Annotated in this window: 13 protein-coding genes and 1 riboswitch; of the genes, 9 read left to right on the top strand and 4 right to left on the bottom strand. The window is 63.9% G+C overall.

All coding sequences use genetic code 11. The features are described 5' to 3' along the window. Positions 1-29 precede the first annotated feature (29 nt). The 4 genes from XdyCFBP7245_RS08370 (at position 30) to XdyCFBP7245_RS23750 (ending at position 3,239) form a co-directional block, all read left to right on the top strand. Positions 30-905, top strand: a complete 876-nt coding sequence (locus tag XdyCFBP7245_RS08370) for an NAD(P)-dependent oxidoreductase (protein WP_104615245.1) — start codon at positions 30-32, stop codon at positions 903-905. Between the two features lie 206 nt (positions 906-1,111). Then, entirely contained in the window at positions 1,112-1,504 is a 393-nt protein-coding gene (locus XdyCFBP7245_RS08365; RefSeq protein WP_104615244.1) for an XVIPCD domain-containing protein, read from the top strand. A 218-nt stretch (positions 1,505-1,722) separates the two neighbouring features. After that, positions 1,723-2,574: a formyltetrahydrofolate deformylase gene (gene purU / locus XdyCFBP7245_RS08360; RefSeq protein ID WP_170068570.1), complete on the top strand. Its 852-nt coding sequence runs from the start codon at positions 1,723-1,725 to the stop codon at positions 2,572-2,574. 179 nt (positions 2,575-2,753) lie between these two features. Further along, entirely contained in the window at positions 2,754-3,239 is a 486-nt protein-coding gene (locus XdyCFBP7245_RS23750) for a hypothetical protein (protein ID WP_146091659.1), read from the top strand. Between the two features lie 615 nt (positions 3,240-3,854). Here the strand turns inward: XdyCFBP7245_RS23750 and XdyCFBP7245_RS08350 are convergent. Both XdyCFBP7245_RS08350 and metE read right to left on the bottom strand, forming a co-directional pair. Further along, the gene (locus XdyCFBP7245_RS08350) at positions 3,855-5,786 is read right to left on the bottom strand and encodes a choice-of-anchor X domain-containing protein (RefSeq protein ID WP_104615241.1); all 1,932 of its coding nucleotides are present in this window, start codon (positions 5,784-5,786) and stop codon (positions 3,855-3,857) included. Positions 5,787-6,067: 281 nt separating this feature from the next. Beyond that, positions 6,068-8,359: a 5-methyltetrahydropteroyltriglutamate--homocysteine S-methyltransferase gene (gene metE, locus XdyCFBP7245_RS08345; protein WP_104615240.1), complete on the bottom strand. Its 2,292-nt coding sequence runs from the start codon at positions 8,357-8,359 to the stop codon at positions 6,068-6,070. 209 nt (positions 8,360-8,568) lie between these two features. After that, positions 8,569-8,810, bottom strand: a riboswitch (cobalamin riboswitch). A 31-nt stretch (positions 8,811-8,841) separates the two neighbouring features. On the opposite strand from metE, the gene XdyCFBP7245_RS24020 reads away from it, so the two are divergent. After that, positions 8,842-9,006: a hypothetical protein gene (locus tag XdyCFBP7245_RS24020; protein WP_158255503.1), complete on the top strand. Its 165-nt coding sequence runs from the start codon at positions 8,842-8,844 to the stop codon at positions 9,004-9,006. 591 nt (positions 9,007-9,597) lie between these two features. Further along, a complete protein-coding gene (locus XdyCFBP7245_RS08340) occupies positions 9,598-10,335 on the top strand; it encodes an SDR family oxidoreductase (protein WP_104615239.1) in 738 nt (245 codons plus the stop codon). A gap of 94 nt (positions 10,336-10,429) precedes the next feature. On the opposite strand, the gene XdyCFBP7245_RS08335 is transcribed toward XdyCFBP7245_RS08340, so the two are convergent. Continuing rightward, entirely contained in the window at positions 10,430-11,128 is a 699-nt protein-coding gene (locus XdyCFBP7245_RS08335; protein ID WP_104615238.1) for a helix-turn-helix transcriptional regulator, read from the bottom strand. Between the two features lies 1 nt (position 11,129). Continuing rightward, complete coding sequence (locus XdyCFBP7245_RS08330; RefSeq protein WP_104615237.1) at positions 11,130-12,065, bottom strand: NAD(P)-dependent alcohol dehydrogenase; 936 nt, start codon at positions 12,063-12,065, stop codon at positions 11,130-11,132. A gap of 589 nt (positions 12,066-12,654) precedes the next feature. Between XdyCFBP7245_RS08330 and XdyCFBP7245_RS08325 the strand changes: the two genes are divergently transcribed. The 3 genes from XdyCFBP7245_RS08325 to XdyCFBP7245_RS08315 all read left to right on the top strand — a co-directional run bounded on the left by XdyCFBP7245_RS08325 (position 12,655) and on the right by XdyCFBP7245_RS08315 (position 15,329). After that, a complete protein-coding gene (locus XdyCFBP7245_RS08325; RefSeq protein ID WP_244907784.1) occupies positions 12,655-13,257 on the top strand; it encodes a TetR/AcrR family transcriptional regulator in 603 nt (200 codons plus the stop codon). Between the two features lie 160 nt (positions 13,258-13,417). Beyond that, positions 13,418-14,272 (top strand): oxidoreductase, encoded by an 855-nt coding sequence (locus tag XdyCFBP7245_RS08320; protein WP_104615235.1) that lies wholly within the window; start codon positions 13,418-13,420, stop codon positions 14,270-14,272. Positions 14,273-14,330: 58 nt separating this feature from the next. After that, complete coding sequence (locus tag XdyCFBP7245_RS08315) at positions 14,331-15,329, top strand: NADP-dependent oxidoreductase (RefSeq protein ID WP_104615234.1); 999 nt, start codon at positions 14,331-14,333, stop codon at positions 15,327-15,329. The last annotated feature ends 3 nt before the right edge of the window (positions 15,330-15,332 follow it).

Raw genomic sequence — 15,332 nt, 5'->3', positions numbered from 1 at the left:
CGACGTCATACCGAAGAGGAAGCACACGCATGCCGATAGGATTTCTGGGGCTGGGCACGATGGGCCTGCCGATGGCGCACAACCTGCTGCGCGGCGGCTTCGAAGTGAGCGTCTGGAACCGCTCGCCAGAGCGCGCGCAGACCTTGCGTGATGCCGGGGCAACGGTGGTGGATGCGCCGGTGGGCGCCGCACACGGCCCGCTGTTGTTCTCGATGCTTGCAGACGACACCGCGGTCCGTCAGACCGTGCTGGACGGCGGCGTGCTGGACGCACTGCCGGCAGGCAGCGTGCACGTCAACATGGCCACCATCTCGGTGGCGCTGGCGCACGAGCTGACCGCACTGCACGCCGAGCGCGGCATCGCCTATGTTGCCGCACCGGTGCTGGGCCGCGTCGACGTGGCCGAGGCAGGCAAGCTCAATATCCTGGCGGCCGGCGACGCTGCAGCGCTGGCGCGGGTGCAGCCGATGTTCGATGTGCTGGGGCAAAAGACCTGGCACATCGGTAATGCCCCGGAGCAGGCCAACGCGGTGAAACTGGCGGCCAACTTCTGCCTTGCCAGCGCCATCGGCGCCATGGCCGAGGCCAGCGCACTGGCACGCGGGCACGGCGTGGACGCCACCCAATTCCTGGGCATGCTTACCACTACCTTGTTTGCCGCACCCGCGTACCAGGGCTACGGCAAGCTGATCATGCAGCGCCAATACACACCGGCCGGCTTCACCGCCACGCTGGGGCGCAAGGATGTGGACCTGGCCATCCAGGCCGGCGCCGACAAACAGGTGCCGATGCCGTTGGGCGAACTGCTGCGCGCCAGCCTGGACGACGCCATCGCGCATGGCGATGGCAATGCAGACTGGGCCGTGCTGGCAGAGGTGTCGGCGCGGCGGGCAGGGCAGGCCTGATGGCCAAGCAGAGGCGCGCGCGTGTCGCGCGCTTCGCTTGAAAGCGCGGCGCGGCGCGTCTTGCTCACCTCAACATGCAGCAGACCTTCTAAAATGGCGGCTCGTTACAGCCGCCGCTCCAGGGAGGATGCGATGCGACACCTGCATATCACGCTCGGTTCGACCGAGCGCACACCGCGCGCACTGACCTGCGCCGGTGGCACACGATGACCGCCGAGCCGTTCGTCAACCAGGGCCCGGTGGGTCCGGACCATCCCGAACATCCGGACCACTCTCTGTTCGCGCAGATCCGCGAAGCGGTGGGCGTGCTCGATGCCGAGTTGAACAAACCCACCGACGAAGCCAGCGTCCGCATGGCCGCACGCTTGCTGCCGCTGGCCAAGCAGCATGGCTTCGATCAGGTGGATTACGTGGTGCTCAGCCGGCACGTCGGCGAGGTGGGCGAGAACGTGTTTCTGGTGCGTGGCGAACTCTCCGACCCCGCGCATCTGCGTGCGCACATCACCACCCAGGAAGCGATGGAGACCTCGGTGGAGGCCTCGATGGCGCAACTGGACGAGATCAATCGGCGACTGATGTTGCGGCTGCCGCCGCGCTGACCTTCATCGGGAGCGGCATGCGCATCGCGTCTGGCGAGGCATGCCACCAGCGCAACGCCTGCAGTGCGCTGATCGGCCGATCTGCACGCAACGCAGGCTCCATGCCATCGCGCACAGCCGCAGTGCCGCTGGCTCAACGTTTGCAGCGCGTCGCAGCGTAAAAGTTACCGACGCAAGCACTGCGCCAGCGGTGTCATCCATTGGCTATCATTGCGCCGATGCGCTCCGACTACATTCTTACGCTGTCCTGCCCCGACCGCACCGGTATCGTGTACCGCGTCACCGGGCTGCTGTTCGATCTGGCCTGCAACATCCTCGACGCCCAGCAATTCGGTGACGACGAAAGCGGCCGCTTTTTCTTGCGCGTCCATTTCGACAAACCGCCATCAACCGACATCGCCACCCTGGAGCAGCAGTTTTCGGTGTTGGCCAACGCGTTTGAGATGGACTGGCAGTTGCACGACGCGCGCCGTCGCGCGCGGCTGCTGGTGCTGGTGAGCAAGCAGGGTCATTGCCTCAACGACCTGCTGTTCCGCACCCATAGCCGGCAGTTGCCGGTGGATATCGTCGCGGTGGTGTCCAACCACGCCGATTTCGCACCGCTGGCCGCGTCCTACGGCGTCGACTTTCATCATCTGCCGGTGACCGCAGACACGCGCGCCGAGCAGGAAGCGCAGCTGCTCGCCCTGGTCGAGGACCTGCATATCGATCTGGTGGTGCTGGCGCGCTACATGCAAATTCTTTCGCCCGGCCTGTGCCGCGCGCTGGCCGGACGCGCGATCAATATCCATCACAGCTTCCTGCCCAGCTTCAAGGGCGCGCAGCCGTACCACCAAGCGCACGCGCGCGGGGTCAAGATCATCGGCGCCACCGCGCATTACGTCACCGAAGATCTGGACGAAGGCCCGATCATCGAACAGGACGTCGCTCGCGTGGATCACGCCATGACCCCGCGCGATCTGGTGCGCCTGGGCAGCGACACCGAATCGCTGGTGCTGGCGCGTGCAGTGCGGCGCCATGTCGAGCATCGCATCTTGCTCAACGGCCATCGCACGGTGGTGTTTCGCTGAGAGGCAGTGGCTGTATGGATGAAGTGGGCTACGCATTGGTCCGGTCTATGTAGATCCTTGCAGGTGTTGTAGCGGCTTGCTTATCGCTTGTGGGGTTTGGGCCCCACAACGATGCCACCTAGCATCGTTGGTCCGTGTCAGGATCTCTGCATGCAGGATCAACGCATTTTGAGGCTCGGATGAAATCCATTTTCAACTGGATATTGGCTGTCACCCTGGCGGCGATCGGTACATCCGTCGTGTTTGCACAGGCGCCTAAGCCGGAGTATGCCGTGGCCGCGTTTGGCGGCTTGCTGACCGGTACTGATCGCGGGGAGTGGATCGGCCGTCTCCAATTCACCGATGCTGCTGGAAAAACCCACTCGCTTCTTGAAGAAAACGTGCTCGATATTGTCAAGAACGAACAAGGAATCTTTGTGTTCACCGGCCTGCTCCACGTGGGTCTCAACGAGGGTGCGCTCTATGCGGTCAAACGTGATACACACGGTGTTGTCGGAGCGCAGCTGGTCAATCGCCTTCCTGGAGCACCTAGTCAAATACATCTGCAGCCGGATGGCAGAACAAGTTTTCTTGTATTTACCGGGAAGTTCGATGTTCAGCAGAGGGAGATTTACAAGTGCTATTCCCTCACCGGTAATGCAGTCAGTCGTGGATCTGGATGCTGACGGTTCGAATACAACAAGGATTGGGTCTCACCCTATGTACACCTGGAAGCAATTGCGGCAGCTAACCCTCTGTTTGGCGTTGGCAGGCTGCGCATGTTCAGCGGTTGCGGCAGTCAAGCCGATGATTCCTCAGACGGAAAGCGAATACATTGCCCGAGGTGGTGCCTGGACAATGCTTGGCTTGCCGGCTCCGGACAATCCGAAGGTGTGCGATCTGAAGGCCGCTGATTCAGGCCGCTAATTCAGGCCGCAGGTGTACCGATTCCACCCAGTGCGAGGGTGAGTGCATTGCTCCGGCATCTGCACGGGAGGGCGCGCGTGCGCGTGGGCGATGCTCGAGGTATCTATCCAACTTTGGCAATGTACGCCGCGTCAGCGACGGCATCGTCGAGACCCTGCATGTCGAATGAGCTTCCGGCGAGCTACTCAACCCGGCGACGTCGGGCAAGGCATGTACAGCAACGCAAGAGTCTTGCCGCACACTGCTTTGATACAGCGCTTCGATAGGCATGCAATAGCAATTCGCCTAGCGCACTGAGCGATTCAATCAGCTAGCGCCCGTGCAGCACTGGCCGGCTCCCTTACCAATGCTGCACGGATCGCATCAGTTACGCCTCACCGCGCCGCGTTAGCGTTCATCACCGCATTGCGGTTGGCATCCAGATACTGCGCGGGGTCGCGCATGCCGGTGGTGTGGCCGCGGTTCACGCCGCCCGGCAGCTGCGCATTGACCTGCTCCACGGTGCCGTCTTCGGGGTCGTTCAAGACCAGGTCGGATGCGGCGTTGCAATAGTCGTTGGTGTACCAGTTGGTCTTGGCGAACGAGGTGGTGTAGTAGTTGACCTTGGCGCGCGCGTCGGCGGGAATACCGGCCAACCAGGCCTTGGCGCCATCGTAGGTGAGGTCGGTGTTGGTGCCGCAGCCCACGCCGAACCACGAGCCCACCGCAGCAAGCACGCCCGACAGATTGGTGCCCTGGTAGGGCGTGCCCACCGACTGCATCACGCGCCCACCGGTGGCGTTATCCAGGCCGCTCCAGTAATACGCATACAGATGCAATGCGGCCATGCCGCCCTGGCTGTGCGCCACGGTGGAAAACGACGACCACTGGCTGGCGAACTGTGCGATGCGCTGTGCGAACTGGTCGTTGCTGCGATTCTGCTTGGCATCGAGAAACGTCGAGGCATTGGTGAACTGCGCCTGCGGCCACACGCCGTTGGAGCAATAGCCGTGCACCAGCACCAGTTGCGAGCCAGCCGCCTGCGGCTGTGCCATCGCGGTGGCCAGCGTCGACGGGCGCGGACCCATGCGCATGCTTTCGTCTATTACGGCGCTGGACCGCGCAATGCTGGCGCGTCGCAATGCGGGCACCTGCAAGGGCAGCGTATCTGCCTGCACCAACGGGATGTAGTGGTCCGGGTCTTCGATACGCAACCCACGCAGCGTGAACGGTGCACGCGCGCCGGCACGCGCGATCCAACGTTCGTCCAGGCTCAGTGGCAACTGCCCCTGCTGCGGCGTCAGCATGCCGCCGATCCACGCTACCGGCACGTCCTTGCCCTTGGCATCGGTGCCCCACACCTGGCCGAACACGCGATAGTGCGACGGCGCATTGCCGCGTGCGGCCACCGGCAGTGCCACGGTCAGTCGCGTGCCTTCGGCAGCACGTGCGCTGAGCGCATTGCCGAGCAATCGCAACGCGGTATCCAGCACCGGCAGCACGTGTTCGCTGGTACGGACAAACGCCTGCCCGGCCTGGTCGTGGCCACGCACGATCACCTGCGCGATCCAGGTGCCCTCGCGCGTTGGCTGGAAGTTGCCGCCATACACACCGTCGCCTGCGGCGCCATCGTTGTGCGCACCATCGTCGGCCATCGGCAGAATGCGCACGCCGCCTTGCGGGTCGATCACGCGCAGGCTGGCTTGGTCGATCTGTCCGGCCTGGCCGGCCAGCAAGGTCGCACCACGCGCGTCACTGCCACTCAGCATGGCGTTGAGCGTGAGCGATTTGCCCACCAGTTGCTGGCGGTCGCGCGGATACGAAGCCAGCTGCGTGCGCGCATCGCCTTCCATCAGCACATAGCCACGCTGCGCCACCGGCGATGCCGATTGCAGTGTCAGCGACCAATCGCCGTTTTGTGCAGTATCCACGGCATAGCGCATGCCGCTGGTGCCGCTTTCTGCGCTGCCCAATACCGTGCGTTGTGCCTGCACCTGGGGTGCGGCAGCAGCGCGTGCGCCGGCAACGCGTGGCGCGCTCACCGCCGCATCCCACGCCTGCTCGCCCGCCAGCACCATGAAACGCAGCTGGCCGTTTTCCACCGGCAGCGTGCCGTGCCAGCGCGCCGCAGTGCCTGTGGGCGTCAGCTCCACCGGCAGCAGTGCACTCTTTGACAGGATCGCCGACTCGGCCGGGTCGGGCACGCGCATCTGCGCGAACTCCTCCGGTGGGCCGGCAAGCAATTTGGGCTGCAACTCGGCCGCGGCCAGCGGCAGGGACACGAGCGACAGGCTGCACATCAGCGATAACAACGACGGCTTGGGCATGGCGACATCTCTCCTTGGACGTTGCGGATGCGATGCCGCCGCGCAGGACAGCGGCATCGGATGCAGCGCCCCCTCGCCGCGATTCGTCGATGGTTATACCTCGTACTTGTGACAAGGCTGCTGTGCGCTGCAACACCTCACCCGAGACACATACTTCGCGTGCTGTGCATGTCCAAGAGTGTGATGCGTATCGCGGACGAGCAGAGTTTCAGGCAATAAAAAAGGCAGCGCACGCATGCGCTGCCATGTCGCCTATACCTTCAGAGCTATGCGTTCGGCGGTCAGGCCGCCTTGGCCAACGCGCTGCGCAGCGTGCGTGCCGCATCCACCATTGCCTGCAATGCCGCGCGCGTTTCGTCCCAGCCGCGCGTCTTCAGGCCGCAATCGGGATTCACCCAAAGTTGTGCGGGTGGGATTACCGCGCGTGCCTTTTCCAGCAGCTGCACCATCTCGCGTGCGTCCGGCACACGCGGCGAATGGATGTCGTACACGCCCGGCCCGATCTCGTTGGGATACTGGAACTTCACGAATGCATCCAGCAATTCCATGCGCGAACGTGAAGTCTCGATCGAGATCACGTCCGCATCCATCGCTGCCACCGCGGCGATGATGTCGTTGAATTCGGAGTAGCACATGTGGGTGTGGATCTGCGTGGCATCGCGCACACCGCACGAGGAAATGCGGAAGCTTTCCACCGCCCAGTCCAGGTAGGCCGCCCACTCGCCACGCCGCAATGGCAGGCCTTCGCGGATGGCCGGCTCGTCGATCTGGATCACGCCGATGCCGGCCGCTTCCAGATCGCGCACTTCATCGCGCAAGGCCAGTGCGATTTGCCGGCAGGTTTGTGCACGCTCCTGGTCGTCGCGCACGAACGACCATTGCAGCACCGTCACCGGGCCGGTGAGCATGCCCTTCATCGGCCGATCGGTCAGCGATTGCGCGTACTGCGACCAGTACACCGTCATCGGTGCCGGGCGTGTCACATCGCCGTAGATGATCGGCGGCTTCACGCAGCGCGAGCCGTAGCTCTGCACCCAGCCCAGCTTGGTGAAGGCGAAGCCTTCCAGCTGTTCGCCGAAATATTCCACCATGTCGTTACGTTCGAACTCGCCGTGCACCAGTACGTCCAGCCCGATGCTTTCCTGAAAACGCACGCAGGCTTCGGTCTGCGCACGCAGGAAGGCATCGTAGTCGGCTTGCGACAATTTGCCGGATTTGTAGCGTGCGCGTGCTTCGCGCACCTCATGCGTCTGCGGGAAGGAGCCAATGGTGGTGGTGGGGTAGGCCGGCAGGTGCAATGCCTGTTGCTGCGCGCCGCGCCGCTGCGCATACGGCGATGCGCGCCGTGCGCTGTCGGCATCCAGCGCAGCCAACCGCTTGCTTACGTCGGGACGATGCACCTTGGGCGAGGACCGGCGTGCATCCACGGCGGTGCGTGCTTGCTCCAACGCGGCGTCGGCATGCGGTTTGTCATCCAGCGCATCGGCCAGCGTACGCAGTTCACCGAGTTTTTGTTTGGCAAACGACAGCCAGCTGCGCAGGTCGGCATCGAGGGTTTTCTCCGCATCCAGATCCACCGGTACATGCAGCAACGAGCACGACGGCGCCAACCACAGCTTGTCCGCCCCCACGTGTCCTTGCGCGTAGCGCGCCAGCGTCAGGGCGTTGTCCAGTGGCGTGCGCCACACATTGCGGCCGTTGACCAGGCCGAGCGACAACACGCGCTCGCTGGGCAATGCACCGAGCACCGCATCGAGTTGTTCCAGGCCGCGCACCAGATCGATATGCAGGCCGTCCACCTGCAGTGCAGCGGCTAGGCGCAGGTTGTCGCCCAGCGCGCCGAAGTAGGTGGTCAACAGCAGTTTGGGGCGCGGGCCAGTGGCCAGCGCCGCATACGCGCTGAGATAGGCGTCCTGCGCGGCGGCATCCAGATCCAGCACCAGCGCCGGTTCGTCGATCTGCACCCATTCGGCACCGGCATCGTGCAACTGGCGCAGCAGCTGCGCGTAGACCGGCAGGAGACCTTCGAGCAAGGCCAGCCTGTCGCTGCCATCGGTGGTCTTGGACAGCAGCAGCAGGCTCACCGGGCCGAGCAGCACCGGGCGGGTGGTGATGCCTTGCGCCAGCGCTTCGCGGAACTCGGCCACCGGCTTGTCGCCGCGCAACGCGAAATGCTGCCCTGCATGCAGCTCCGGCACAATGTAGTGGTAGTTGGTATCGAACCACTTGGTCATTTCCAGCGCGTGCACGTCCACGCCGTCGGCCTGATGGCCGCGTGCCATCGCAAAATAGCCGGCCAACGGATCGCGCTCTGTCAAGGCGCGGTAGCGCTGCGGAATCGCATCGAACAGGAACGCGGTATCCAGCACGTGGTCGTACAGGCTGAAGTCGTTGCTGGGCGGTACGTCCACCCCGGCATCGCGTTGCAGCTGCCAGTGGCGTGCACGCAGCGTGCGTGCGGTGTCCTGCAGCTCGGCGGCGTCGCTGTCGCCACGCCAATGGCGTTCGAGTGCCTGTTTCAGCTCGCGGCGCGCGCCGATGCGCGGAAACCCGAGATTGGTCACGATGGTCATGTTGCATGTCCTCATTGCATGGATGGCATTGAGGAACGAAGGAACCGTGCAACGTCCCCACGCTTGCACGCAGGCCCGCCACACCAGCGACCTTCGCCCCCGCGGGCGAGCCGGCAATCCACGGGCAACGACAGACACGCACGCTCCTGCTCAAGCAGCGCACGGATCCGACAGCTCCCCGCGGAGCGCCAGGTCGAAACGAAGGACGGTCGTGTCCTTCGGCCAGGGCCGGTATTCGGGCTGATGGACGTGCCGTGCAAACGCACGGGTGCCTACTGTCCGTCGCTTCCCAGGCCGTTGCCGGCCCAGTGCTGTTGACGGAGGTCGTTTCCATTCACCGCTGCGGGGCAGCTCCGGAATGAGGTGCAGATCGCACCTTTCACCGGATTCCCGTTTAATTCCATCGCTTCATCCGAATGAAGCGATGGAAACCGTGGCGTGCGCAGAGTAGGGGGCTGTGGGGTGCAGGTCAAGCGGGGACGGTGAAGGATGTGATCGCAGCCGCGCCTGCGGCAGATGCGACGATGCTCGAACGTTCCGTGCTGCACCCGGAGCGGGGCTTAGGTGATGTGGTGCAGGCCGGGATGGACGTCGCCGATGACGTTGCACTCAACTGCAGTGGGGGTGATCTCTATCCACCTGCGTGAGCGGAACATCGGTGCCGTCTGCTCGGCATCGCAATGGAGGTGCGGCGACCCGATATGCACACAATGAACCGGCGCGTTGGCATGGATTTCCAAGCATGCAGTTGCTCGAAGGCTCTTTTGGGCGATGTTGGGAACCGAGGCTTCGCATGCGCGGTTTCGTAGCGCGCCCTGATCGCACATAACTCCACCGTTGGGCATAGCCGCATCCTTGAGACAGCAGTGCTGCTGTCTCACTTGGTGGCATCACTCGCAGGGCGTTGTATCGGGCCGACGAACACGGTGCACATCGTGGGCGTCAGTTTCAGGCGTTCGCACTGCCCTCCGGTGCAGCCGACGCAGCGCTGATGCTGAACCTGCGTACGTCTCGCCGGGCGTTTGCAATTGCCTCTGTCGCGTGGCCTCGCTACATTTGCGGAGTCGAAAGAGTGCAGGCCGGATGGTAGCCCGGTCATCCATCCAATCCGGGTGGCAAGCTCTCCCGTTGAGGGTATCCGCGACACCGAGACCGGCATTGCCGGAACGAGGTGTGCCCGGTGATCTCTCACGACCCATCATCGGCGCGCCTCCACTACCCCTGGAAGGATATTGCGCATGCATCTCACCTCAAACACGATCTTGATCACCGGCGGTGCCACCGGTATTGGCTTTGCGCTCGCACGCGCGCTGGTGGAGCAGGGCAACACCGTCATCATCTGCGGGCGCAACGCCGCGGCGTTACGCCAGGCCAAGGACACGCTGCCTGCGTTGATCACCCAGGTCTGCGATATCATCGACACGGCAAGTCGCCATGCACTGGTGGACTGGTTGCGGGCACACCATCCGCACTGCAACGTCCTGATCAACAACGCCGGCGTGCAACAGCATCGCGACTTCACCGGCAGCGATGCTGTGGCCAATCTCGATCAGGAAATTGCCATCAACCTGACCGCGCCGATCCAGCTGATTGCCGAGCTGCTGCCGTTGCTGAAGCAGCAACAGCACGCGGCCATCATCAACATCACCTCGGGGCTGGCGTTCTCGCCGATGGCCGATGTGCCGGTGTACTGCGCCAGCAAGGCGGCGCTGCACTCATTCACCCTGAGTCTGCGTCACCAGTTGAAAGACAGTACCGTGCGCGTGATCGAGATCGCCCCGCCAATCGTCGATACCGGGCTAGGCGGCGGCACGCGCAGTGCAGGGACCGCAACGCGCAACATGATGTCTGCCGAGCAGTTTGCGCAAGAGGCCATTGCCCAGCTGGAGGCCGGCAAGGACGAGGTGCTGATCGGCATTTCGGCCGACACCCGTCGCTTGGGTGAAGCCTTGTTCGAGCGGATGAATCACCGCTAGGTTGTTGGGTGACGTCACTGGTGGTCGTTGCACAACGCCACCAGCGAGGTCTTGGCCACGATGGCGATTGGTGTCGCCGCTGCAGGTCAAGCGCTCAGCAATCGCTCTGCTTGCATGGATTGCCAGCGCTAGCCCGCCATTGCTTCACCAGTTGGCGGCGATTGCGTTGATACTGCTCCTGCAGATAATCGATCCTGTCGATAGAGTCTGCGTGGAAGATGCGGAAATCGCCGCACGCTTCGCACCACGCGGCGATATGCCACCGTGCGTCGACCAGGCCCAGCATGATCGGCCAGATCGTGCGTTCCGACACCACCCCGGTCTTGCTCGTATAGCCGATTCGCAACTTGCGTTGCGCATGCAGCGCCTTGCGGATTTTTCCAAGGTCGACGATTGCTTCTGGCCGCCGCGCCCGGCTGATGTACATAACATTGTCGTCCAGTGCCAGGCGCACCTCCTGCGAGATCACCCCGTCGAGTTTTGCCAGTGCGTTCTGCACTGCCTGCGTCATTGCATCGTCGCTCTGGCTGCTGACCCATTGCGCGCCGGTGACCAGTGCGCGGATTTCTTCCTCGGTGAAGGAGAGCGGCGGAAGCACAAAGCCTGGTCTCAGGATGTAGCCCACGCCCGCTTCGCCTTCGACATCGGCACCCATTGCCTGCAAGGTCGCAATGTCGCGCCGGATCGTGCGCAACGAGACGCCAAGCTCTTGTGCGAGCGTGCTGCCGGACACGGTTCCCCGGTGTCGACGCAACACTTGCAAGAGATCGAACAGGCGCTGGCTACGCGACATGTCAGTCCATTCTGACCAGGCCCTTGCCCGGACGCTTCTGGCCGGATTCAAGGGTATTCATCAAGCCGATGGCACCTTCCAGCGGAACGATCTCGCCGATCGGCAGGCCGAAGGTTCCCGCTTCCGCAGCGCTGGCGAGGTAAGCCAGGATGGCACTGGACGGCTTGCCGATCACCAGCTTGAAGCGGCGGTCCACCACGGCGCGGACGAACTTTCCCAGGTCGGGTTCCAGATCCAGGAAGCTGCCGCGCTTGTCGCGCAACAACGCCAATCCCGCAGCAGCTTTCATGACCGCCGAGGTGTCGAAGATGACGTCGAAGCGCTCATGGATGTCTTCCGGTCGGGTCACCCTGTAATCGTAGACCTGTTTCAGGCCCAGCGATCTGGCCCGCTCCATCGATCCCGCGCTACAACTCCCGGACACGGTTGCGCCCAAACGCTGCGCCAGCTGCACCGCCGCCTCGCCTACCGCGCCGGCGCAGCCGTTGACGAACACATGCTGGCCTTTCTTCAGCGCCGCCTTGTCGACCAGACCATTCCACGCGGTGACCCCGGGCGTGCCCAGGCACGCGGCGTTTTCATAGGAGACGTTATCGGGTTTTTTGAACAGATTCTCTTCGGTGGTGATCACCGCCTCGGCCAGTGCGCCGCACTCCTTGAAGCGCGCCAGACCGAACACCGCATCGCCGGGCTTGAAGCGGGTGACGCCTTCGCCCACCGCGAGCACCACGCCCGACAGATCCATGCCCATCGCACGCGGAAACGTCCGCCCGGTCACGATCTTCATGACGCCGTTGCGCATCTTCCAGTCGACCGGATTGATCGCGGCGTACTTCACCTTTACCGCGACCTGGCCCTTTGCCGGCGCAGCAAGCGTGAACTCGGCCAGCTGCATGACGTCCTGGCCGCCATAGCGGTTGTATTGAAGGCGCTTCATTGGCGCGGTGCTCCGATGGCAACGGCACGTGCGGAGGCGACCTGGCAAGCGGGAAGCACGTGCAGTCGGTCGACTGCGCTGCCGGGCTTGGCGGCAGACTCGGTTCTGCGACCGACGAGAGGCCGGCCAGCGCGGAAGAGCGTGCGCGTTGCTGTCTGCCAGAGCATCCGTGTGGGCGCGTGGGCATCGAACGCGCGCGAGGTTGCAGGTGCGGTCATGCGGGAGCGGGTGAAGATGGTCACTAGGACATTCCTCGTGTTGGGTGCCCAGTGTAGGAAGCGGTGGTGACAGATTCTGGCACCATTGCATCACGCCGCTGATGCGCAATAGCCGTAGCCAGCGCCGGCACTGTGTGATGGCACGACATGCCCGCGCAGCGCGACGCGCGGACCCAGCCTTGCCATTCGGTCCATCAGACAGCCGCGTGCCGCACGGCAATCGCGTCGTGGAAAGCATGCGACTGCCCTTGCCGTGCCCTTGTCTGTGCTGTCGCGGTGCCGCTGGGTTCTGAAAGCAGGCGGTGCGCCGTGCCCTACCGCTCGTCGGACAGCAGCCAATGCGGCTTCCATCGCAACCGATCTTATGTATGATGACCATCATGAAAAACGCCTCGCCACGCTCTCGCGCATCCTCAGGCCGCAAGGCCGACAGCCATGCACGCATCGTCGAAGTCGCGGCGCGCGCGATCCGGCGCACCGGCTACGACGGCACCGGCGTGGCCGACATCATGAAAGAGGCCGGGCTGACCCACGGCGGCTTCTACGCACACTTCTCATCGCGCGATGCGTTGCTGGCCGAGGCTGCCGACCATGCCGGTGCGCAGACGGTGGCCAACTCCGCGCAGATTGCGGCCGCCGTGCCGCCGGAGCAGGCGGCGCAGGCACTGATGCGGGCGTATCTGTCCGATGGGCACGTCAACAACGTCGAATCCGGCTGCCCGATTGCTGCGCTAGGCTCGGAGATGCCGCGTCAGGCACCGGCGGTGCGCCAGGCGGCAACACGTCGCATCAAGGAAATGATCGACCTGGCCGCCCGCCAATCGCCGGACTGGGGAACGCCGCAGGCGCATGCGCGGGCACTGGTGACGGTCTGTGCCATGGCCGGCACCTTGATGCTGGCGCGTGCCGTGGACGACCCCGCACTGTCGGCCGCGATGCGTGAGGCGGCACTCGACCACTTCGGCGCAGCCTGAGCAAAACGCACAAGTTGATCGTTGTTCAAAAATATGATGATCGTAATATTTTAGACGTACAGATCGCAGTCCGCCGCAGCCGCGGCTCTCCACCATCACCGCGTGCGACGGCAGCACTTCAATGGCTTGCCGCCACCCACTACCCGAGAAAGAGGCACCTATGAACAGCAAGATCGCACTCGTGACCGGAGCCTCCTCCGGCATCGGCGAAGCCACCGCCGCCCACCTGGCCAAGGCCGGCTACACCGTCTATGGCACCAGCCGCCGCGGTGGCCGCTCCAGCACGCCCGGCGTGCAGATGCTGTCGCTGGACGTCACCAGCGACGCGTCGGTGGCCGCCGCCATCGATACCTTGCTGCGCAAGGAAGGTCGCCTGGATCTGTTGGTCAACAATGCCGGCTTCAGCGTCGCGCCTGCCGCGGCAGAAGAAAGCTCCATCGCGCAGGCGCAGTCAGTGTTCGACACCAACTTCTTCGGCACCGTGCGCATGACCAATGCGGTGATCGGCCAGATGCGCAAGCAAGGCGGTGGACGCATCCTCAATATCGGCTCGGTGTTGGGCCTGGTGCCGGTTCCGTACACCGCGCTGTATGTGGCCAGCAAGCATGCCGTTGAGGGTTACAGCGAATCGCTGGATCACGAACTGCGCGATTGGGGTATCCGGGTCTCGGTAATCGAGCCGGCCTACACCAGGACGCCGTTCGACGCCAATGCGCTGCAGCCCGACGCACCGTTGGAGATCTACCGTGATATGCGCGCGCATCTAGCCGCGCACGTCGCGCAGGTGATGCAAAAGGCCGATGCGCCCAGCGTGGTGGCCGAGGTCGTGCTCAAAGCAGCGCAGGATCCGCAACCGAAGGCGCGCTACACCGCCGGCAAGGTGGCCAAACAGATGAGCCTGCTGCGTCGCCTGTTGCCCAACCGCATGCTCGGCAATGCGCTGCGCAAGGAATTCAAGCTGGATCAGGTCGCATCGCCAGCCCGCGGCTCGAATGTTGCCGGAGCACGCGCATGATGCACAGGATTGATCGCACCGATGCCAAGATAGCGGTACGCGCCTGGTGGGGACACGCATGAAAGCCGTCATTGTCGACCAGTACAAGAAACATGGCCCGGTGCGCATCGGCGAGATGCCGATGCCGCAGCTGCGCCCCAACGATGTGTTGATCAAGGTCAGCGCCGCCAGCCTGAATCCATTGGACGCCAAGGTGCGCGATGGCGAATTCAAGATGCTGCTGCCGTTCAAGACGCCATTCGTGCTGGGTAACGACGTGGCCGGTGTGGTGACACAGGTCGGCACCGCAGTGCGCGACATCGCGGTTGGCGATGCGGTGTTCGCCAAGATCGAACCGGGCCGCATCGGCACCCTGGCCGAGTATGTGGCGATCGATGCGGCAGTAGTCGCACCCAAACCGGCCAGCCTGAGCATGGAAGACGCCGCGTCATTTCCGCTGGTCGGCCTGACCGCCTGGCAGGCGCTGGTGGAAACCGCTGCGCTCAAGCCGGGGCAGAAGGTGTTGATCCATGCCGGCTCCGGCGGCGTGGGCACCATCGCGATCCAGCTGGCCAAGCATCTGGGAGCGTACGTGGCCGCCACCACCAGTACTGCCAATGTGGAGCTGGTCAAATCGTTGGGTGCCGATCTGGTGATCGACTACAAACAGCAGGATTTCCAGACGCTGGTGCGCGATTACGATGTGGTGCTGCACAACCTGGACACGCCGACGCTGCTCAAGTCGCTGCAGCTGCTCAAGCCCGGCGGTGTACTGATTTCGCTGACCGGCCCGCCCACGCCGGCATTTGCGCAGCAACTCGGCCTGGCGTTCCTGCTCAGGCTGGTAATGCGCCTGCTCAGCCGCAAGGTGCGCGCGCAGGCCAGGCAGCGGCAGGTGTCGTACACCTTCCTGTTCATGCGCGGCGATGGCCCGCAGCTGCGCACGTTGGCGGGCTTGCTCGACAGCGGCGTGCTACGCCCGGTGATCGATACGGTATATCCGCTCGCACGTGCGCAAGAAGCACTGGCGCATGTCGACAGCGGCCGCGTCAAAGGCAAGGTCGTGGTCACGCTGTAGCAG

Origin of the sequence: Xanthomonas dyei, assembly GCF_002939865.1 — a bacterium.
Lineage (GTDB): Bacteria > Pseudomonadota > Gammaproteobacteria > Xanthomonadales > Xanthomonadaceae > Xanthomonas > Xanthomonas dyei.
The sequence above is the reverse complement of the archived record's forward strand: the minus strand, read 5'-3'. Positions and strand labels throughout refer to the sequence as shown.